The sequence below is a fragment of the Dysgonomonas sp. Shenzhen-Wh21 genome (genome assembly GCF_043392705.1).
Taxonomy (GTDB): Bacteria; Bacteroidota; Bacteroidia; order Bacteroidales; family Dysgonomonadaceae; genus Dysgonomonas.
Window position 1 is genome coordinate 1 of sequence record NZ_JAIXHZ010000227.1, and the last position, 21,731, is coordinate 21,731.

The 21,731-nt window shown below is 39.7% G+C and carries 20 protein-coding genes; 12 read left to right on the top strand and 8 right to left on the bottom strand.

The window, feature by feature from the left end; genetic code table 11:
• The first annotated feature begins 143 nt into the window (after positions 1-143).
• Complete coding sequence (locus tag LDB17_RS14995) at positions 144-551, top strand: hypothetical protein (protein ID WP_252639409.1); 408 nt, start codon at positions 144-146, stop codon at positions 549-551.
• A 490-nt stretch (positions 552-1,041) separates the two neighbouring features.
• Here LDB17_RS14995 and LDB17_RS15000 read toward each other — a convergent pair whose 3' ends face one another.
• The 5 genes from LDB17_RS15000 to LDB17_RS15020 all read right to left on the bottom strand — a co-directional run bounded on the left by LDB17_RS15000 (position 1,042) and on the right by LDB17_RS15020 (position 4,663).
• A complete protein-coding gene (locus LDB17_RS15000) occupies positions 1,042-1,242 on the bottom strand; it encodes a hypothetical protein (RefSeq protein ID WP_228093781.1) in 201 nt (66 codons plus the stop codon).
• 354 nt (positions 1,243-1,596) lie between these two features.
• Positions 1,597-1,848, bottom strand: coding sequence for a hypothetical protein (locus LDB17_RS15005; protein WP_135104679.1), 252 nt, complete (start codon positions 1,846-1,848; stop codon positions 1,597-1,599).
• 761 nt (positions 1,849-2,609) lie between these two features.
• Complete coding sequence (locus LDB17_RS15010) at positions 2,610-2,936, bottom strand: hypothetical protein (protein ID WP_252639408.1); 327 nt, start codon at positions 2,934-2,936, stop codon at positions 2,610-2,612.
• Between the two features lie 111 nt (positions 2,937-3,047).
• Positions 3,048-3,686, bottom strand: coding sequence for a carboxypeptidase-like regulatory domain-containing protein (locus tag LDB17_RS15015; protein ID WP_252639407.1), 639 nt, complete (start codon positions 3,684-3,686; stop codon positions 3,048-3,050).
• Between the two features lie 239 nt (positions 3,687-3,925).
• Positions 3,926-4,663 carry an XRE family transcriptional regulator gene (locus LDB17_RS15020; protein WP_006844631.1) on the bottom strand — a complete coding sequence of 246 codons (738 nt, stop codon included), beginning with the start codon at positions 4,661-4,663 and terminating at the stop codon, positions 3,926-3,928.
• Between the two features lie 285 nt (positions 4,664-4,948).
• Here LDB17_RS15020 and LDB17_RS15025 point away from each other — a divergent pair, with 285 nt between their 5' ends.
• The 4 genes from LDB17_RS15025 to LDB17_RS15040 all read left to right on the top strand — a co-directional run bounded on the left by LDB17_RS15025 (position 4,949) and on the right by LDB17_RS15040 (position 7,282).
• Positions 4,949-5,284 (top strand): hypothetical protein, encoded by a 336-nt coding sequence (locus LDB17_RS15025; RefSeq protein WP_252639406.1) that lies wholly within the window; start codon positions 4,949-4,951, stop codon positions 5,282-5,284.
• Complete coding sequence (locus LDB17_RS15030) at positions 5,211-5,954, top strand: hypothetical protein (RefSeq protein WP_252639405.1); 744 nt, start codon at positions 5,211-5,213, stop codon at positions 5,952-5,954. Before LDB17_RS15025 ends, LDB17_RS15030 begins: the two co-directional genes overlap by 74 nt.
• A gap of 16 nt (positions 5,955-5,970) precedes the next feature.
• Positions 5,971-6,528, top strand: coding sequence for a hypothetical protein (locus tag LDB17_RS15035; RefSeq protein ID WP_252639404.1), 558 nt, complete (start codon positions 5,971-5,973; stop codon positions 6,526-6,528).
• Between the two features lie 148 nt (positions 6,529-6,676).
• Entirely contained in the window at positions 6,677-7,282 is a 606-nt protein-coding gene (locus LDB17_RS15040) for a hypothetical protein (protein ID WP_252639403.1), read from the top strand.
• A 171-nt stretch (positions 7,283-7,453) separates the two neighbouring features.
• Here LDB17_RS15040 and LDB17_RS15045 read toward each other — a convergent pair whose 3' ends face one another.
• On the bottom strand, positions 7,454-8,326 hold the full coding sequence (locus tag LDB17_RS15045; protein WP_252639402.1) for a hypothetical protein: 873 nt from the start codon (positions 8,324-8,326) through the stop codon (positions 7,454-7,456).
• A gap of 571 nt (positions 8,327-8,897) precedes the next feature.
• Here LDB17_RS15045 and LDB17_RS15050 point away from each other — a divergent pair.
• From LDB17_RS15050 to LDB17_RS15070, 5 genes are all read left to right on the top strand, one after another.
• Positions 8,898-10,379 (top strand): hypothetical protein, encoded by a 1,482-nt coding sequence (locus LDB17_RS15050; RefSeq protein WP_252639401.1) that lies wholly within the window; start codon positions 8,898-8,900, stop codon positions 10,377-10,379.
• 125 nt (positions 10,380-10,504) lie between these two features.
• The gene (locus tag LDB17_RS15055; RefSeq protein ID WP_252639400.1) at positions 10,505-10,783 is read left to right on the top strand and encodes a hypothetical protein; all 279 of its coding nucleotides are present in this window, start codon (positions 10,505-10,507) and stop codon (positions 10,781-10,783) included.
• Positions 10,780-11,061: a hypothetical protein gene (locus LDB17_RS15060; protein WP_252639399.1), complete on the top strand. Its 282-nt coding sequence runs from the start codon at positions 10,780-10,782 to the stop codon at positions 11,059-11,061. The genes LDB17_RS15055 and LDB17_RS15060 overlap by 4 nt, the downstream gene beginning before the upstream one ends.
• Positions 11,061-11,543, top strand: a complete 483-nt coding sequence (locus LDB17_RS15065; RefSeq protein WP_252639398.1) for a DNA-packaging protein — start codon at positions 11,061-11,063, stop codon at positions 11,541-11,543. The genes LDB17_RS15060 and LDB17_RS15065 overlap by 1 nt, the downstream gene beginning before the upstream one ends.
• A gap of 338 nt (positions 11,544-11,881) precedes the next feature.
• Complete coding sequence (locus tag LDB17_RS15070; protein WP_252639397.1) at positions 11,882-12,295, top strand: hypothetical protein; 414 nt, start codon at positions 11,882-11,884, stop codon at positions 12,293-12,295.
• 118 nt (positions 12,296-12,413) lie between these two features.
• Here LDB17_RS15070 and LDB17_RS15075 read toward each other — a convergent pair whose 3' ends face one another.
• Together LDB17_RS15075 and LDB17_RS15080 are read right to left on the bottom strand one after the other, a co-directional pair.
• Positions 12,414-16,424 carry a two-component regulator propeller domain-containing protein gene (locus LDB17_RS15075; RefSeq protein WP_252639396.1) on the bottom strand — a complete coding sequence of 1,337 codons (4,011 nt, stop codon included), beginning with the start codon at positions 16,422-16,424 and terminating at the stop codon, positions 12,414-12,416.
• A gap of 165 nt (positions 16,425-16,589) precedes the next feature.
• Positions 16,590-17,993, bottom strand: a complete 1,404-nt coding sequence (locus LDB17_RS15080) for a C10 family peptidase (RefSeq protein WP_252639395.1) — start codon at positions 17,991-17,993, stop codon at positions 16,590-16,592.
• A gap of 695 nt (positions 17,994-18,688) precedes the next feature.
• Between LDB17_RS15080 and LDB17_RS15085 the strand changes: the two genes are divergently transcribed.
• Both LDB17_RS15085 and LDB17_RS15090 read left to right on the top strand, forming a co-directional pair.
• The gene (locus LDB17_RS15085) at positions 18,689-19,702 is read left to right on the top strand and encodes a family 43 glycosylhydrolase (protein ID WP_252639394.1); all 1,014 of its coding nucleotides are present in this window, start codon (positions 18,689-18,691) and stop codon (positions 19,700-19,702) included.
• 217 nt (positions 19,703-19,919) lie between these two features.
• Positions 19,920-21,728, top strand: coding sequence for a glycoside hydrolase family 2 protein (locus LDB17_RS15090; protein WP_252639393.1), 1,809 nt, complete (start codon positions 19,920-19,922; stop codon positions 21,726-21,728).
• Positions 21,729-21,731: the final 3 nt, after the last annotated feature.

The following is a 21,731-nucleotide window of genomic DNA, read 5'->3' on the forward strand; positions in this document are numbered from 1 at the left end:
AGAAACTAAAAAATTGTTACAATCTAATGAGGAATAAATATCTTTAACCAATCTCGTCCGAGACACTTAGTGGTATACTTTTCAATTACTAAGTGGACTACTTTTCAATTATATTATACAATTAACGATTTAAAATTTGAAGAATGATTCTAAAATCTGTACAGCGATATGCAGCCGGCTTGTCAGTCTGCTTGCTGCTTGTGATGCTGGCATCATGCAAAGCCAAAACGGTGTATGTGCCTGTAGAAAGCATCAGGGTAGAATATCGGGATAAGCTGTTGCGCGACTCGATTCACCTCTACGACTCTGTATTGGTAAAAATGAAAGGCGATACGGTGTGGCTCGAGAAGTACAAATACCTCTATCGCGACAAGGTGGTAAGGGATTCTGTATTTAAGACAGACAGCATAGCCGTGCCCTATCCGGTGGTAGAGGTGCAGGAAGTCAACCGATTGACTTCTTTCCAATCTTTTCAGATCTGGTGCGGTAGGGGCTTATTGTTGTTTTTGCTCGGATATTTGGTAATGCGTAGGTTTAAGAGAAGCGTTTGAAATTTTTTTTAAATAAAATCACATTTTTTATGACGTGTATAATACGCTATAAATTAGTGATTTACTGTCTATATGTGCTCTTAATGAGGATTGTAGGTGAATTTTTTAAGGAATTTAATTTTTATAATGTGTAAATTTGACTATCTTTGTGTAAACATTACAAATACAACAATAATAAGTTATTTTAAATACTCTCATATGGACTATCAAACTATCAAAAAAAGCAAAATAATTTTATAAGTTTTGTTCTTTTTGAGGAAAAATCTAAAGTTTTATTAATCTGTTTTTTTATTAAAAAATATAGGTTTTCGTATTTTTTAATATATTAAGTAGTTTGTAAAGTTTGTGTAAGTGAAAGGTCTACAAAGTGATTTTGTGGGCCTTTCTTAATTAATAAGAATGATCTTAAGGATTAGGATTTTTGAATGGATGAGGCTTGTGTTGGGTGTACAGCCTCTTCGGATTTATATAAAGACAAATTTTATCATGTTTAGAGAGATACAGAATTTAATATTTTACAATATCTATCAGCATATTCCTTTAAGTCACGGTTATACGTTCCAAAGTTTTTTACAATCATGTCAAATATCAAGAAGCTGCGCTTTTTGATCAGAATATCCGGATCATTGATCGCATATTGCCCGGTGTCGATGTCCTCGGTGTGCTCAATGGAGATATAATATTTAGACATAATCTTACACATAAAGGAAAGGTGATAGCAATGAATTCTATGCAAATCTAATGATAAGATGAATCCTTTTTTATCATTTTTTGTGCGATATGACTTTTTGTGCCGATATGCTGGCAATAATATTTTTTATATCAGTCGTTTAACTCTCTTCAGTAGGGGGCTTTATATGACTTTTTTGTAGAATGTATGTGGGGGTTTTTGTCATTTTTTTGCACAAGAATAGCCTTGTTGCGGTTGTGATCTTAACGTACAAGCTCGAAAGACCAGCGAAAAGATAGTCTTTCCCTTTGCTTTTGATGTAGAGGGAATGGTGGCGTAGGCCTTCGTTTATTGTAAAGTTTTCTGTTCTAATTCTTACTCCGAAAATAGATAAGCTTGCGAACTGGCAATCTGTAGGAAGTAGATGAAAATGAAGCCTAAGACAGAGAGCAATACAGCGATACCTACAAAACCGGCAACATAAAGGAATCTTCCTACGCCCGTTTTGTTCGATTTGATGTAATCCCAGTCGTCTAGCAATAGTTTGATGTTTTTCCACCCTGCAAAAAGAAAGAAAACTGCAAATATCAGAAGCGATACGATGAATAAATAGTGTATTGTGTTCATTCTGCCTGATTTATGGTTTATTATTTATTGAAGTATTAATTTTATCACTACTTTTTGTTAACATACTGACTATTATATGAATTACTTATATTGTATATTACATTTATTCCATTGTTTCTAAAACAACAATATCAACCTGAACTTTACTGCTCACTCTCTATCTCACAAGAGCTTACCTCTTTTTGCACATTTAAGGCACAAGATTCTAATGAATTATCGTCAGAAATATTGATTTGTATTGTCCGAACTCATTTCAATTTATATCGAAATTCATATCGAAAATGAAGTCTTGAACGTTTTGTGTTGCCTGATAATATGCTATTTATGATCAAATATACATCTATTTCTGTAACAGAATTATAATTTTGATATTTATTTTTATGTTAATAGAAAAATAATTTTTTAGCATAATTTTATACTCCTAAAAAAGTCATATTTTGGGTTGTGGGGCACATGCCTAAGTCTCTTTTCTTTAATGTGTTAATATTTTATTTAACACATAAAAAGTCATATTTCGGCATTCCCCTATTTTATAATATTTATTTATTGTTATATTGGCATGTCTTTATAGTTGAGTTTTAGAAAACTCCCCATATTTTATGGTTCTCCCTTCTGTTGATTCCTTCGTCCTTGTAGGTTTGCAACCTCTTCGTCCTTCGGGGTTTGCAACCCCGAAGTTTTTATTATAAGGATTTGAAATCCAAATAAGACTAACTTTCGGATTGCAAATCCGAAAGGACGGTGTGGTGAGACGGTGAGCCTTAATGACTAATTGGGAAAGGTATCTTTTGAACGTCAATAATCGTGTCGTTTTGCAATTTAATATATTTGATGGTCGTATCTATTGGTATCAAATCAGGCTTGGATACTGTGTCGGGCGAGGATATTGATAGTACTTCAATATACAAAGTATCGTTTTTCTTAAAGGTTTTGTATTTGCTAATTCTATAATATGAGTCTAATATGCTTATAGAAAGGGTGTCATCGGTGTGTTTTAAGACTATAATTCCTTCCGAATTATTTGGCTGAAACCGACAGCCTGATACAGTCAGTATAACGAGTGATAGGATAACGTATATAGTCTTCATATTATTTAGTTTGATAAATTGATGATTGTCACTTTATTCGTTTTTCGGGGTTTGCAACTCCGAAGTTTTATCATCAGGATTTAAAATCCAAAAGGACGGTTGCAATAGTATTTATTCTAATGTAATATCTATGTTGCTGCTGTTTTCTCCTTTTATCGTAACTGTCCTCTCTTTTTTATCTAGCATGTCAGAGAATGTAATTCTGACTGAATCTCTATTGGGTATAGTAATTTCGTATACGCCATTGAGCCCGCTGGTTGTGAAGAAAGGGGTTTGCCTAGGAATGAAAGGAAGGTCTTCAACCAAAACATCAACCAATGGTAATGCTTGTCCTTTTTTATTATAAATCTGCCCCTTTATATAATATGCTCCATCTAGAGCCTTGCTTATTAGAGAATCGCAATGGATTCGCTCAGGTGTTTTCTCTAATGTTACATTTATATATTTATCTTCCTTTCTTACATCTATCTCTTTCTTGTAGTAATCTTGAAAATCTTCTAGCCCATTGTAATTAAAATAGAAGAATAGTCTGTGTTCGAAACAGAGTCTGATCGAGTCTCTTTTTCTTACACAAATCCGGAATTTTCCATTATTATCTGTTAAAGAAGATACATATATGGCTTGAGGCGAATTGACTGTTATGTTGTATATGGGATTTCCTTCTGTGTCAGTTACAGTTCCTGAAATGAACTTTTTGCTGCTGCAACTTCCGATTAGAACTAGGATTAAAATAAGAATCAGGTTTTTCATAATAATAAAAATATTTTTGTCCTTCTGGATTGTAAACTTTTTGCCTCTCCTTCATTCTTCGGGATTTTTCGTTCTTTCGTCCTTCGGGGTTTAACTACGTGACACTCCGTTGATTGCTAATTGCAACCCCGAAGCTTTATTATAAGGATTTTAAACTCGTTCCTGCCCGTTTATATACAGGCGACCACAAGGGATCGCCCCTATTGTCTTAATATGCGTCTCTTCTTTTGCTCGAAAAGTTACATCATATTCGATACCCTTTGTATAATATTGAACATCTGCCGTATATCGTTGAAGCTCAACTCGAAGTCTGAATATTCGGGTGAGGTGTTCAGCGAATGGCAGGTGATCGTGCCTTTTTCTATATCCTGATTTATAATCTGTTTGCAGAGGATGGTGTTGTCGAGCACAATGATCCAGTTCGGGTACTCATTCGTATGTAACTTGTCTCTCCAGTGTTCCGATCCCAGTTCACGCCCCAGCACGATGTCGCCGTTTGCGAGGCTTTTGCGTGTATCGTCGTCCATGCTGTCGCCCTTTATCTCAAAGGCCATGTACTTTCCGTGTCCTATCTGGTCTACAATGAAATTGTACTCGTCGAGCGAACCGCTAAATTCGGCATCCCGATAGTCGTCTATGTACTTGGCATAGGCTTTTATCGGTACAAAGGGAACTCGCATCAGGTATTTTCCGTTTGCCAACTCAAAGTATTTCACCCCTGCCTTTGTTATCAGGTAAGGCTCTTCCTTGTCGGCGTCGGCTTTCATCATCGGACCTTCTTCGGTGAGTAGCCAGCTTGCATTTATCTGCGGCAGCCGGGCAAGAATTTTCTCTATCACTTCCAATCCGATCTTTCGGTTTCCGCTTATCCAGTTGCTTGTTGTATTTGGTTTTTCGTCTATCGATCTGGCGAATTCGATGTTAGACCCTTTAAACAAATCTTCCCTTATTTTCTTTATTCTCTCATGTATTTCCATGATTCACTAATCTGTGTATTGTTAAATGGGCGTGTAATGTGATTATTTTGCTTTTCCTTCTTCTTTTCTTTCTTCTTAAGTCTTTGCTAGAAAATGATTACCGAGCTATCTTATTCATTATCTAGGCAGTATTATCTATTCAATCGCAGTTAACTATAATTAACCATAATATTCACGTAAATGTGTATTATGCATTCACAAATATGTGTATATTTGTATTGAAAGTATTATTTACTATCAAATTAAAGAAAATAAATACAATCTGGCAATTAAAATGAAAGAAAAATGGGAGCACTGAAAATTGACTGCTATTGCAATGAAAGACAGATGGCAAGCTTAGTGAAAGCCGTTACCGGCCATTTGTATGAATCCGACAGGTCGGAGATACCCGATTTCGACGATGTGATCTGTGGTGTACGGGTGTGTGTAGAGTTTGAAACATACATGGATACTGTACAGCTGAAAACCTCCGAAGTACTCGATAGCGACTGGGATTTGCTCTACGAAGACTCTGCTGTGCTGACTTCACGCCTGCGAGCTATTGTAGATGAATACAACCGCAACGAGAACGAAGCATGTGAACAGTCGCGGGAGATACTTTCCGACAGATACACAAGCTGATGGGAGTGCAATACGTGCCTCCCCGGCAAGAACTAACCCAACATCGGCTCTAAAACAATTAATCGCTTGTATGAACTACATTGAACTCATAAATCTATTTTGGCAAATCCGCCGTAAGGTGCGATTGAGCTCCAGCGAGGCAGATATGTATTACTTCCTGATGCAGGAGTCGAACGCTCGCCAATGGGAAAACCCTTTCGAGTGTACCAACGGCATTATCTGCGCCACGATCGGTTTTAGCGAAAAGACCATGATAGATGCACGCAACAGGCTAAAAGAGAAGGGGCTGATAGACTTTGAGGCAGGACAGCGCAGGCTTCGTTCCCCCGTATATACACTGTTGTACAACAAAAAAGGGTGCAGACCGGCAAGTAAGAAGCAGGTAAAACCTGAAAAGAAAAGATTGCCCTTTACAGGCGATGAGAACAGTGCAAAATCCGCATTCGTTGTGCCCACCTTCGACCAAGTGCAGGCTTACTGCACGCAAAGGGGCGGGAGAGTAGACGCCCGCAAGTTTATAGACTTCTATACAGCAAAAGACTGGATGATAGGGCGCAACAAAATGAAAAACTGGCAGGCTGCTGTCCGCACGTGGGAAAAATCGGAGGCTTACATGCAGCCCGTAGCCGAGTGTAAACAACAAAAAAGCTTAGGAGATGAACGATTTTAGCGAAATATGCAGCCGAATGAAAGAGCACGATATGCCTGTGCCTCACAGCCAAGTGATGGTGCGTGTGCCCGAAGCTCGCACGGTGCTCTATCACTATATGAAAGACTGTCTGGCGCAGAAAAGGAGTGAACTGCACTGGCTGCCCGAGTACGAAGAGGTAGCAGAATGGTTGGCAGACAATCGGGGGAGGGGGCTTTTTATGTATGGCGACTATGGTCGTGGCAAAACGGTGCTGGGCTATCATGTGCTGCCCGCCATCTTGCTGAAGTATATGAACAAGGTGGTGAATGTGTACGATGCTCAGAAGATGAACAGCGATATAGATAAGCTGCTGAGGAAGCATGTTATAAGCCTCGACGATATTGGTACCGAAGATACTTTGGTAAGCTATGGCAACCGCCGCCTTGCCTTTGCCGAAGTGATGGATGCCGCCGAAAAATACCGAAAGCTGATTATCGTATCCACCAATCTCAATGGTGATCAGATTGTAGCTCGTTATGGTCAGCGGGTGATGGAGCGCATTATTTCGGTTACCCGCCGTATCGAATTTAAGGGGCAGAGCCAAAGATGCTGATTAACAAATAATTTGTGACTATTCATAATTGTCGGGATTCTCGTCCCGATGGGCATCGCCTGCTCTTTTTTGTGCGGTGCTCTTTATTTCAAAAGTGTATTCAACGTATTTATAATCAATTATTAACCATTCTTTATCTTATTATATTATGCTATTATTCAACGTAAGCAAAGGCAACAAAGGGAAAAAGTATTTCAGTAAAAAACGTGATATGTCGGATATCGTTTTTGCCGAAAAGGCAGAAGCTTTCAACCGTTGGTTCGCCGACAATAATAAAAAGCTGACTCAATATCTTGAGGTACGCCGTTCGTACAACTGTGATGTTTTCAACGACAGCTATCTGAAAATGTATGAGAATATTCTCTTCTCGGGAAACAAAATCGAGAATTATATGCACTATTTTATCCGTTCGTATTATACCAACCTGATGGCGGAGGGCATTAAGCAAAACAGATATTGTGAGCTGTTGCCCAACTACGACAAGTCGGATGTAGATAGCGGCTATTTTCGTGAAATAGAAGCCAAGCAAAGCAAGTTGGAGTCGGATATAATGCAATATGTGTATGACAACTACGATATTCGAGATTTTGAACTGTTTAAGATGTATATCTCGCTCAAGCCTGCGATAAATTATAGTTCGCTATCGGAAATTACAGGGGTTAAGGCGCATAATATACAGCGGGCTATCTCGCGCATCAAGAAAGGTGTACTTGCCAATAAGGAGTTTGCAGAAAGGCGTAGAGAGTTGGTATAGATATTTTTACAAATTATTTATATTCTTGCCTGCATAAAAAAATGTTCTGTCTTGTTTTGCAAGACAGAACATGAAGTATAAGGTTGGGAAGTCCTGATTTTTGCGTAAAAAACGATTTTATATTCCCTTCTAAGAATACAATAATGTGAAGTTAAAGTTTGCTGTGTTTATTTATAATTCTTCTATCAGTAGATAGCTGCCTATCGAGCTCATGTGTTTGGCATCATGTGAAGTTGATGCAGACATGCGCGTGAATCTGTCGTTTGTGGGTCCATTAGCTATCATTCTTATAGTTGCACCTTGTTTTCCTGTGTTTAGTATGCAAATTGGGTTTGTAACCCCGCCATCGTGATAGCCCTCTGTTGACGATTCTGAATATCCCCATGTGGATATTGGTAGCGACTCCACAGTTGGTTTTCCATTCTTCACAAGATAAAAACGACTGGCGATGTATGTCGCGCTTCCTTCGGTGCCATTGGTGAAGATGCCAACGTAGCCTGTTATCTTGAAATCTTTGAACGGGGGGAGGTATATGTCTGTGTTGTTTATAATCTTCAGATCGTTTGCATTTATGCCTTTTATCGAATCCCACACAATGTCTGTAGTCACGGGATTTGTTGAATTGTTCGTTCTGGGAGCGATGATCTGAACGTTTTGTTTGATGGCAACAGCCAGTGTTTTTTCCACAACCGATACCTTTGGTTTTAGGGCTACCCATTTGTATGTAGAGTCACTTAGTTGCCATGTATATATGCCTCGTCCGCTAGAAAATTTGGAGTTGGTGTTGTATACCGTTAGTCCTTCGTTTATAGTGTCTTGTGCAATGTTGTATCCCTCTGCAAACATTGGTAAAAGTTTGTCTGCCTTTGATAAAAATACCCTCGGAAAACCAAAACCTTTTGTAGAGTTTGTACCCTTCGAATCGTTTTCTTTCAGTTGCAAGATGGAACCATAAACCGGTTCGCTCGCACACCCAATGGTTACTTGGGCTTTTAAGAAAACGTTCATATTGATGAGTAATAATATGATTATATATCTGATCATAATAATTAAAATATGATAAGTGGTCTGATGTGCTTGAGTAATCAGCCACTGTAAACTGTAATTGTACTTGTCTCTAAATCCTTCGCAAAGGTAGTATTAAAAAAGGAAATAAAATAATTACTCTCTTTATATTAAGACTTTAGGGAGGGTATTCGTTTTGTTTTTACTTTGTTTCTAGGCTCTATAAAATTAACGGAAGCGTACTAAATACGTTATCTATAGTGTGTTATGTGTTTATAGTTAAAATATACAATAACCTCTATCTATTAGTTATTGAAAAAAGAAATATAGATTTTTTTCGCACAATTTTTCTTTATAGTTTCTCTTTGGAGGAATAATAGACTATCTGATAAATGTTTGAGGGGAACTTTCATTGTCTTGTATATTGCTCACGGCTATAATCCTTGTCTGTCGTACTGAAGAGCGAAGTATTTCGCTATTTCATAAAAAAATATCATCCAAATCGTGAAAAAACCGTCATCTTTTTTCTTCAATATTATCTTATTGTGCACATGTGTTTATTGAATTCAAAACATTTCTAAAAAGAACTATTAAAGTAATTATTAAGCTTATGAAGAAAATTTTATTGATGCTAATGCTCTTTCTCGGCTTTGGATCGATTACGATTATGGGGCAGACCTTTGTTCGAATTTATCCCAAAGCCAGCTTTGTAGGAGTAACTAAAAAAGGTACTACTTATGCAAAGCAATCTATAGAGAAAGATCCGAAGCGTTTTTTTGTCGGTTACGATGCTACTACCAGTACTTATGGTAGAGGATATTTGGAATTTGATCTTTCATCTTTACCTAAGGATGTTACAATTGTTTCCGCATCATTACAGTTAACAAGTGTGATAGCGTATGATAATAATTTCAACGGGAAGATTAAGCTATATTCATGTGGAAACTACATGGATGCTAATGAGGTTATTTGGAATAGCCTGAAAGGAATAACTAATCTTGATCTCATTAGTACAGATATGCAAAGAGAAGGGTATGGGAAAGCCTTGTCAAATGAAGCGTTGAAGATAACAACGAAGAATGCAATCGGTAAAAAGTTATATTTAGCAATAAATCATGTCGATGAAAGTAAGGTAATAAGATTTACTGGAGATATTAAAGATTTGTATTTGGATATAGAGTATAAAAGTGCAAGCGGCGAAACGGGCGGCAGTACAGGTTTTCCATATATTGATGAAATAATTACCTCCACAGTAGACAATCGACTATTATCATTTACATATCCTGCACATCCTGGAGATACTATAATTTGTTATTGTAAAGTTGTCAACGCTGTAGTAAAAGAAGGTGAGATTTCTTGGACTTATAATAGTGACCATTTAAGAAGAATACCCAACAAATCTGATAATGACTTTAAAAGGATAACCTTTGTAGTTAAATATACTCATACAAATATACGTTCAGAGATTAGGGCAGAATATGGGGTGTTTAAAGCGAGAGAAGAAGTAGAAATAGAAGGTAAGCCTGCCAAAATGATTCCGAGTAGCTCCGCAGTTTATCAAGGGAATAAAATTACTTATACATTAGATATTCCTTCTAATATAAGAGACCAGGTAGTAGTAAATTGGGAAGGCTCAATGCTACTATCTCTACTATCGGGACAGGGCACATGCGAAGCTGTATATTATGCTGCACGTGAAGGTAATGCCATTGCTAAGGCAACAGTCTCCTATAATGGACAAAGCTATACAGTTGAAGACTCCAGTGTTCGCATTATTTTAGATCCAAACCCTAGTACCATTTCTTACAATGCTATCAAGAACTATACCGATATAAGCCGATACGATAGGGTTGGGTCGTTAACATTCGGTAGCGAAATAAGAGGAGCAACCAAATTTCAATGGTATGGAGGTTTTCCGGTCGAATATAAAGGCAGTAAGACAAGTGCATCTGTTACAGTAGATAAGAAGCATATTATAAGTAAGGGATTTGGGATGACAATATGGGTAACAGCAAGTAATGATAAAGAATCTGTTACTATTTATTACTTTGTATCTGTCGATGGCGTAGGTGGATTAGATCCTACGATATAGTAATAAGATCTTATATAAATAATTTTATCTATCCTCCTTCCTTCTTCATAAAGGGAGGAGGATATTTTTCTCTTTCCTTCCCCCAAAAAACTGCATTATTTCTCTACAAAATTATCTTATTATATATGGATGCGCTAATTATCATTATTACGATGCTGTGTTGCATTATCACCTCCCTTTATTGCGGAGTGGTGCTGTCGCTAAGGCTTCCCGAAGTGTGGACTATTCTCGACCGAAAGCCTTTCAATTGTCGTCCCTGTCTCACCTTTCACCTCACATGGATGCTGTTGGGGATATTTGCCTTTGAGAGGCAATCGTGGACTTTGGCAGGTATCGGCATCGTGGTTGCGTTCATTGTATTTTTCATTGTAAAATATATCGACAACAAAAAAATAGTAAAATGACAAATCTAGCATTAAGATCAGAAGTAGAAGCATTGGTACGCGAAGTAGAGAAAACACACCGTTACTCGATGGGCCGTATCTATGGATTATATAATCGGGTTTTCGGCACAAACGAAACCCCTCAGTCGTGTGCCAGTTGCCTGATACGCAAAGTAAGAGAGTTGAAAAACTGGCTTGCTAAAAGCTCCGATAACGAGCATATTGCAGATAAAGAAACTTCCGCAGTGCAATCCGCATCCGCAAAGACAGCAAAGAAACATTTGAAAAAAGATAAATAATGGCTGCCCGCAAAACCTGTTACAAAAGCCGTGAAAACAACGGCAGGGAGATAAGGTATGAAAGCCCGGGTAGCCTTCTCGCACAGGCATATAAATACTTCGAGTGGTGCGACAGCAACCCTTGGCACAAAGCTGAGCTGATCCGTTCGGGAGCAAGGGTAGGAGAGGTGGTAGAGCTTCCCGTGTCACGCCCATACACCATCGAAGGCCTGTGCGTTTTTTGTGGAATCAGTCTTGCTACTTTCAGCCGATACGAGTCTGACCCTCACTTTGGTGAAGCTATAGAGCATCTCCGATTGACAATCTGTCAGCAGCAGCTCGAGGGCGAATGTATCGGTGTTTACAATGCAAATGCTCTGTCTAAGGTTACAGCCATAGAAAAAAAGGAGGAGGCAGACCAACCTTCCGAATTGGTTATCAACGTGCTGTCTCACGATACAAAAGAAAATTTGGAAAGATTGAAGAAAAACCTATCAGGATAAGGGGTGTTGAGCGATTAACACATACATTCTGTTTTCGTAAACTCATAAAGTAAAGACAATGAGGTTCTTTTTTTGATATTGTAGGTCTTTTATTAAAAATTTATGTTATTTTTATAAAACAAATACAAATATTCTCATTTTAGGGAATCCGTTTAATATAGAGCCTGTTCGTATGGAGTAATGATGATGAGCCTGTGGATATGCAGCGTTTTTAACACAGCGATATTCTTCTCGAAAGCTCATTTATAAGTTAAAAAACTTATTATACATATAATACGTATGTTTCTTTAACTCGGAAGCATTTTAAATCTATTGTTTAACTAAACTTTTTTATGCTTATGAAAAAAATTATTTTAGTGGTTACCCTAATGTGTTTATATATTGGGGGCGTATGTGGACAGAGCTCTGGAGTGAAGCCAGCCGTAGCGAATGGAGAGAAAAGCGATGCAGCCGAAAACTCCGTAGTCTGTGTAGGAGTGCCTCAAACTCCAATTTTGTCTTGTAGTGGAGGGACTACCCTGCAACCAAATTCAACTTATGAACTCCAAGCTATTTCTGCGGGTGCACAAACATATACATGGTCTACAGCTTCAAGTGCAGTAACGTTAGAGCCTACTGATCCTACTTCAAATACCATAGTGATTAGAACAGGTGGAAGTACAGGGATGAGCAATGTGATTATAGTTACATGTTATACCACGAATGAATGTGGTAAAAGTACTACTTCTAGAATAAGACTTAGTTACGAATAAATTTTATTTGATCTATCCTCTCTGCTATTCTATCTGATAAAATAGAATGGCAAAGAGGATATTTTTTCGATTATCTCTTTTCATTTAGCTTAGCTATTTGTATCCCCTACCGAAAATATTACTCCCCGCTTTTCATCTTATTTACAAATTCCTTTGGCGACATGCCATAGCTTTTGAAGAATGCCTTGGTAAAGTACGATGCCGAGTTAAAACCTACGTAGTAAGCCACTTCATTTATCCGCATGTCTGTCTCCAGCAGAAGTTTACATGCTCTTTTCATGCGATAATTGCGCAGGTAGTCACCCGGAGTAACCCCGCAGATGCTCTTTAATTTGCGTTGCAGGTTGGAGCGGCTGATGCTCAGTATATCGGTTAGCGATTCCACGGTGAATGTTTCTTCCGAGAGGTGTTTTTCTATCTCTTCGTTCAGCTTGTTGAGGAATGTTTCGTCACCCCTATTGGTTACCAGGCTTGCGTAAGACGATAGCGGCGAACGGTTGAACGCTTCGAGTATCGCCTTCCTGTTTTCCAGCAAACTCGCTATCTGAGCTCTGAGATATGATATCGAGAACGGCTTTTCGATAAACACATCAGCCCCCGATAACAATCCTTCTACCTTCGCCGTATTCTCGGTCTTTGCCGATAGCAGTATCACCGGTATATGGCTGTAGTTGAGGTCGGCCCTCAGTCGTTTGGTAAACGATATGCCGTCGATGCCGGGCATCATAATATCCGAAACGATAAGGTCGAAGCTCTTGTCTTCGAGTAGTTTCAAAGCTTCGGTAGCACTCAGTGCCGTGTCTACCGTATATTCGTTCTGCAGGCTGTTTTTTATAAATTGTATCATCTCGGGATTGTCGTCTACCACAAGCACGCTGTTCTTGCCGTTGATCGTAGTCAGTCCTCCATCCTCGAAGGAGGTACTTTCACTACTTGCCGTTTCGCTTTGGTCGATAGAAAACTCTTTGGATGTATCAGAGAAAGTGAACGCAAACAATGCGCCGCCAGTTTTGCTGTCTTTTACCTCAATCTTGCCTTTCAGTATCTCTGCCAAATGCTTTACCAGCGAAAGCCCGATGCCTGTACCTACCTTACTGTCGTCTTGCTGCACCTGATAGAAAGGGTCGAATATCAGTTCTTTATGATTGTCGGATATGCCTCGCCCGTTGTCTTCTACAGTCACGGTATATGTCTTATCACTGTTCGGTATAAGAGTAAGGATAATCTTGCTTCGGGTAAATTTCAACGCATTGGTCAGCAGGTTACCTATTATTTTGGTCAGCGCATCCGGATCGGATATTACATCTATTATAGGTTGGGCAGGCATGTGCAGCTCAAAGTCTATCTTTTTGTTCTGAGCCGTTTTTTTAAATCGCTCATACAGTTCGTTGATATGCTCGCTAAGGTTTATTGTTTCGGGATTTACTATATATTTGGTCGAATCCATCTTGCGGAAATCGAGCAATTGATTAATGAGCACCGTCAGCCTGTCGCAGTTTTTCTCTATCATCGAAAGGTTCTGATGAGTCTCCTTGCTGCCTTCGCCCGACGAAATCACCTCTTCGAGCGGTGCGCTGATAAGACTTAGCGGTGTGCGTATTTCGTGCGCAATGGTGGTGAAGAAATCGATCTTCGATTTGAAGGCGAGCGTTTCCTGTTCGGCTTTGTAAGCCTCAAGGTGTTTCTGCTGCTTTATCTTGCTTTTCTTGGTGTAGTACGATACCAACAAATAAATAAAGAATATGACGAGTGCAAAATAAACGAGCCGTGCCGGTATCGACAGCCAAAAAGGCGGCAGTATTTCTATCTCTATTGCTGTGCCCGTTTCGTTCCACAGTCCGTCGTTGTTCGAGGCCTTCACCCTGAAGGTGTATTTGCCCGGCGAAAGGTTTACATAGGTCACGCTCTTGTTGTTGCCCGCATAGTTCCATTCCTCGTCCGTTCCTTCGAGCATATAGGCATATTGGTTTTTAGTTTGCGATATATAGCTGAGGCTAACGTACGATATGGTGAATGACGAACGGTTGTAAGATAATTTTATGCGTTGTTTTTTATTCAGACGGGTTTGTATCTCTTGTTCTTTTTCCGCACTGATATTTCCCAACACACGTATCTGGGTGATCTCTATAGATGGGATGATGCCGTTTTTGTTCTCGCTCAGGTCTTTAGGGTAAAAACAACTGAATCCGTTTATCCCTCCGAAGTAAAATTTGCCGTCTTTGGTCTTGTAGCTCGACTTGTAATTGAACTGGTTGCTCTGCAGTCCGTCGGCTTTGTTGTATATTCTATGGTTTTTGGGGTCGGACGTATTGAAGGTTACCAGCCCCTTGTTACAACTTACCCAGAGGTTGCCGAAAGGGTCGTCGAGCACGCCGTAAATCACATTGTTGGGCAAGCCGTCGTCTTCCGATATATTTTTGAAGTTATCCGTTTTGTAGTCGTAGATAAAAATGCCACGCCCTTCGCTCGAGAATATCACCCGCTTGGTATTGTCGATGTGTATGCTTGTCAGCTTACTGCCTACAATGGGGTTGCTGCGCCCCTGTATCGTGTCGTAGTGTACCCATTTGTTGCGGGTCATGTCGAGCTTTATCGCACCCCTTCCGTATGTTGCCACCCAGAGGTTGCCGTAGTCGTCTTCCTTCATGTCGTATATAAAGCCGAAGGCTTCGGGGATACGCTTAAAGCTGCTGGTACTTCGGTCAAACTTGTTCAGCCCTACAGGAGTACCGACGTATATATCTCCATTCTTGGTTTTGTAGAGCGAGAAGATGCAGTCGTCATTCAGCGTGCTTTCGTCTCTGATCTTGCTTCGGTGGTTGACCAGCGAATGGCTGCGTGTATTATATATGTCTATCCCGCGCGAAAATGTTCCTATCCACAGGTTATCGCCGTCTATCATCAGGGCATGGGTGTTGTGGTATGAAGTCTTTACGGGTTGCGAAAATACCTTTGTCTTGGTATCAAAGTAGTTGAGCCCGCCGTCTTCGGTGGCAATCCAGATATTGGACGAGTTGTCTTCCAAAAACTGGCTGACCGCCTTTCCCGAGAGCAGGTTGTGCAAAACATCGGGGTAGTAAGTCTCTATATTGAGTAGCGAGGTATTCAGATAGTTTACTCCTCCAAAGTAAGTGCCTATCCATATCCCGTTCTCCTTGTCTTTGGCTATCGAGTATACATTTTGGTCGCTGAGGCTGTATTTCACCTGAGGGGCATCGAGTCGTCTTATCGATTTGGTGTCTGTATTAAAGAGGTACAGCCCATCGTCGGAACCGATAAGCAGCGAGTTGTCGGTATATTGAAATATAGAGCGTACGTGCGTAATATAGTACGACTTAGATCCCAGCCCGAAGAACGAAGTGTACTCGTTGGTTTGCTTGTTGAAGAGCCTGATGCCATCGTCCCATGTGCCCAGCCAGAGATTGCCCTTGTTGTCGTCGAGCATGCACAAGATTTCGTTTTGCGAATTATCTTGTATGCTAAACATGCCTTTGGGCGCTTCCAGCTTGCCTTTGTCGGGGTTGTACCTGAGCAGCCCGAGCCTTGTACCTACCCATATCGATCCCGATTTGTCGGTTATGATAGACCACGCGGCGTTCAGCCCGAGCCTGTATTTTTCTATCTCTATGGCTTTCAGTGTCTTTTTTGCGGGGTTGTACATAAATATGCCTTGCGCCATTGTTCCTATCCACAGATTGCCGTCTTTGTCTATGTACAATGCATTTACGGCTGAGGTAACCTCTATGCCGTTGGCGGTCTTGGTATTTATCTTCGCAAAACTCTCGTCGGTCATATCCATTCTGTATAGTCCGGCATCAGTACCTACATAGAGTATGTTTTCTTTTCCTTCGGCAATGCAACGGATGAAGTTGTTGCCCAAAGACTGGTTGTTGTGATTGTTTTTTCTGAATATGCGGAAGTTATCCCCATCGTAGCGGTTGAGTCCGTCTTTGGTTCCAAACCACATGAAGCCTTTCGAGTCCTGTAGGATACAGTACACGGCGTTTTCCGAGAGCCCGTCATCTACCTGAATCTTTCGGAAGTGAAAATTGGAATTTTCCTGAGCAAATAGATTTATGGTATAAAAAACGGTCAGAAAAATGGTGAAAAGTAGTCTTCTGTTTTTCATTTTTGTAAAAATACAGTATATCTGCGAACATACGAACTCTTGGGTAAGCTTATTTTGTGGTAAAAAATAGGTCAAAAATATTAAAAAGGGTCGGGGTTTATCGATTGGAATTAAAAAAATAGAGTCATTAAGAGAATGACTCTACTCTATGTCTTTATAGAATACTTATTTAGGTGCTATATATATAACTTGTTGTTTATATTGATAATTTCCATTCTGAGAGTTGAAGTTATCAAAATTAAACCAACCATTTCCTCCATTAGCTCCCCATCCCCAATTGATATAGAAATATAGGTAACCGTGTCCAGAAGAAGATGCAGGGTTATCCCCTGTAGGCCCTCCCAAAGATGAATATCCGTTAGCCGTTTTATATTCAACAAAATAAGTTAAAGTTAAGTCTTTCGATTTTGCTCCTTCAATTACCCAGGCATGTCCATCTTTATAAATAAGACCTAACCACTCTTTGGTTCTAAAACCACTCATAAAAACAGGCTGCTTTTTATTTAGAAGGTAATTTTCGACATCTGTATGGTTATATCCCAGTGGCACTAAAGGGTTACTGGGTACTGTATTGTAACCCATAGATTGGAAGCCTATTATCGTGTTTTCGTAATCAGCCCCCGAGCCATTACTACCATATTCCATTTCTACGGATGTACCAATATTAGCAATCAACGTTTGTGTATCCACTGTTCCGGTGTAATTAGGCATATTATTCCAGTTATACTTAGTTGGGTGTTTATAAAACTTCATCATCTGTGCCATAGCAATAGCTACACAACCTGCAGGATATTCATTTGGACACATACCATTATAAGGAGAGCCTTGATGCCATACAGTATTAATAAGAGGACCAACTTCTTGTGTAGGTTTAGATTTATATCCAATAATTGTATGTTGGAGAGATGAACCGTACATATTGGCTATATTGCATAAGTTCCGATATTCGGTTGAAGGCAAAAAGTTTGCAGCAGATGATAAAGGGCTAAATGAGAAACTTGGGTATTTTGAATATAATTCTGACAAACGTTGTCTAAACGCCATTTCATCTTCATAAAATCCTTTTGTTTTATTAGATTCCTTCGAATCAAGTTCCTCGTAAAGTGCCCACGAATTATTTATTATACTCGATGTATTTTCATCAAAAGATTTTGTTTTGAGCTCTTTTATTCTATTTTTTACATTTTCAGACCAAATAAATACACCTTGATTTAAGCTTTCATTTATCGTTTCTATAGCGAGCGAATTCTTTTCAGAATATGCTAAAATAGGATAGTACTTCTTTGTTGCACTTACTATCACAAATCCCCCTTCTTTATAATTGATTACATACATTGTAGGAGTATCGGTATCTTTATCTTTTATAGTCTTTATGGAGTTAGCAATATTATTTTTATTATTTGAAACTGTTAAGAAGAATTTATTTGCTACTTCTGAGGCTTTTCTTTCAGAAACAAAATCATCACCTCTGGTTGCGGTTACATTTGTGTCCAAATCAAAATCATCACGGATTTCACTACAACTACTAATCAGAATAGCCACAATGAGAAAAAAGAATATCCTTTTCATATACTTAAATTTTAAAGGTTAATAAAGTTTATAGACTATTAAAACAAATATAAGAGATGCATTTTAATAAAAATATTCAAAATAACATGTATCTGTTAAATGGTTAATATTTACATGTTTTTGAATAAAAAATACAACTTTACACTGTCATTCCTATATTGTTTAAAGGCAAAAGTTATAGTAAGTATTTTCCAACCTAAAAAATAATCATTGTGTGATTTTAATTTCAAAAAATCTTCTTAAATGTAGGCATCGGTTTGTGTGTCCTTGTGAAAAATGAATATTCTTATTCGATCTTAGAGTGAATAATTTAAAATAAATGGTTGAAAGTAAATCTGCGATATTAATGTTTAATTCCTCTTTACCATGTTGAACAGAGTGAATTGAAAATCGGCAGCGCCAAACATCTCTTGTCTACAAGGAGAGATCCTTCCCCTTTGGTCGGGATGATAAGAATCTAAAACAAATTCTCCCTCCATCTCCAACCCAATATAACAGCCTTAAAGCAGAGTGGCGCTAATGATAAAAATCGGTCAAATAGTAATAAAAACTAGTCAAAAGCCGAATTTGGCTTATTTTGACACTTTTTTGGTTGAAAAGTATACTTATCTTTTATTCTTGGCATGCTAACTTAGCAGTGCAGAACGCTACGAAAAGCATGTCATAAGATAATGCAATAAAATTTGAATAATACCATGAAGAAAATTTTTACATATATGTTCATTCTCCAATTGCTTGTGGCAACGGGATGTAATGCATGTAGCAGTTCTAAAAAAGGAGCACCTGTAACTCCAAATCAGAAATATACAAATCCTGTAGTGGCTCTGAGCCTGCCCGACCCAACAATCATAAAGGCACAGGATGGACATTTTTATTTGTATGCAACAGAGAATACACGAAATACTCCTATCTACAGGTCGGATAATCTTGTAGACTGGACATTTTTAGGAACGGCATTTACGGATGCCACACGCCCCACCTTCGAGCCCAACGGAGGTTTGTGGGCGCCTGATATTAATTACATCAACGGCAAATATGTGCTGTACTACTCCATGTCGGTATGGGGTGGCGAGTGGACATGCGGCATTGGCGTAGCTGTTAGCGACAAGCCCGAAGGACCATTCACCGACAAAGGAAAGCTTTTTAGAAGCAACGAGATCGGCGTTCAGAATTCCATCGACCAGTTTTACATCGAAGAAGGAGGCAAGAAATACCTCTTTTGGGGCAGCTTCCGAGGCATTTATGCCATAGAGCTGAGCGACGACGGACTGTCGGTAAAAGAAGGAGCGCAGAAAAAGCAAATAGCCGGAACAGCCTTTGAGGGAACATATATCCACAAGAAAGGAAATTATTACTACATGTTTGCGTCTATAGGCAGTTGTTGCGAAGGTGCAAACAGTACGTACGAGCTTGTTGTTGGTCGTTCACAATCATTGTTTGGCCCTTATGTGGATAAGACTGGCAAGGATATGATGGACAACGGCTATACGGTGGTGATAAGCAAAAGCTCCCGCTTTGTAGGCAACGGACACTGCTCCGAAATCGTACAGGACAAGGCAGGCAACGACTGGATATTCTACCATGGCGTAGACCTTAACCACCCCAATGGGCGTATACTGCTGCTCGATCAGGTAAAATGGGATAACAATTCATGGCCTTATATAGAGGGAGGCAAACCGTCTTCTTCGGCAGATAAGCCTGTGTTTTAAAGATATAGTGATTGTAATAGATAGGAGATTGCAACCTAATTAATGATTGGTATTTACTGCCCCGGACGAAGCGAGCCCAGAACATAAGCTTCGTTCGGGAAGTAAAGAAAGACGAAAGTTTTCTTTCTCTCACTACACGAAGAATAACATAACATATCGCTAATTTTTATAGAATAAGCTTTATTCTACAAGGAATCATTAACTCAAAATATAAGATATGAAGAAGAATTTTTTATTGTTAATTTTATTTGTCACCAGTATTGGTCTTTTTGCCCAATGGAAACCAGCGGGAGATAAGATAAAAACAAAATGGGCAGAATCGCTTGATCCCAAAAACATATTGCCCGAGTATCCACGTCCGATAATGGAGCGTACCGAGTGGGCAAACCTAAATGGACTATGGGAATATGCAATCTTACCCATCGGACAAGCCGAACCTCGCAGTTTCGACGGACAGATACTTGTTCCGTTTGCTGTAGAGTCGAGCCTGTCGGGAGTGCAAAAGGAACTTGGAGCAAAAAACGAACTTTGGTACAAACGAACTTTTTCTGTACCATCGTCGTGGAAGGGTAAGAATGTGATCCTTCACTTTGGTGCGGTAGATTGGAAGACAGAGGTTTTTGTTAACGATATAAAAGTGGGTACACACAAGGGCGGATATACTCCGTTCAGCTTTGATGTTACTCCTTTCCTTACATCGGGTGCTCAAAAATTGGTTGTGAAAGTCTGGGATCCTACCACAGACGGCTATCAGCCTGTCGGCAAGCAGCACAAAGACCCTCACGGTATATGGTACACTCCTGTGTCGGGTATCTGGCAAACAGTGTGGCTAGAGCCGGTGAATAACAAACATATTGCCAATATTAAGGCTATACCGAGCCTCGATACGAAGAAAATAGCATTCGATGTATGTGCGGCAAATACTTCATCTTCAGATGTTGTAGAGGTAGTAGTAAAAGATAAAGGACAAACTGTAGCTTCGGGAAAAGCCGTTGCGGGACAGACGCTCGAATTGCCTATCGCCGACCCTAAACTATGGTCGCCCGAAAGTCCGTTCTTGTACGATGTAGAAGTAACGCTTTACAGTGCAGGCAAAGCTCAGGATAAGGTAAAGAGCTATACGGCCATGCGTAAGGTTTCGTTCAAGCGTGACGATAATGGCATTATGCGTTTGCAACTCAACAATAAAGATTACTTCCAGTTTGGCCCGCTCGATCAGGGTTGGTGGCCCGACGGACTATATACCGCACCTACCGATGAGGCTTTGGTGTATGACATACAGAAAACGAAAGACTTTGGATTCAATATGATACGCAAGCACGTGAAGGTAGAGCCTGCACGCTGGTACACGCATTGCGATCGTCTGGGGATATTGGTTTGGCAAGATATGCCTAACGGTGACCGTTCGCCACAGTGGCAAAACAGAGATTACTTCAAAGGATCGGAGCTGATTCGTAGTGCCGAGTCGGAAGCAAACTATCGTCAGGAGTGGAAAGCGATTATGGATTATCTGATCTCTTATCCTTCTATCGCTGTGTGGGTTCCGTTCAACGAAGCATGGGGACAGTTCAAAACACAGGAGATTGCCGAATGGACAAAAGCGTATGATCCTTCTCGCCTTGTAAACCCTGCTAGTGGCGGTAACTTCTACCGTACAGGCGATATGCTCGACTTGCACAACTATCCGGGCCCTGACATGTATCTCTACGATGCCGAACGTCCTACAGTGCTTGGAGAGTATGGAGGTATAGGTCTTCCGCTTCAGAACCATCTGTGGCAGCCTGACAAAAACTGGGGATACGTTCAGTTTAAGAATGCCAAAGAAGTGACAGACGAATATGTGAAGTATGCCGAACAGTTGAAAAAGCTTATCAAAGCCGGTTTCTCTGCTGCTGTCTACACCCAGACTACGGATGTGGAAGGCGAAGTAAACGGCTTCATAACATACGATAGAAAAGAAATAAAAGTGGACGAACCACGAGTAAAAAAGGTGAATTTGGAGATATGCAATTCCTTGTCTAAATAACTA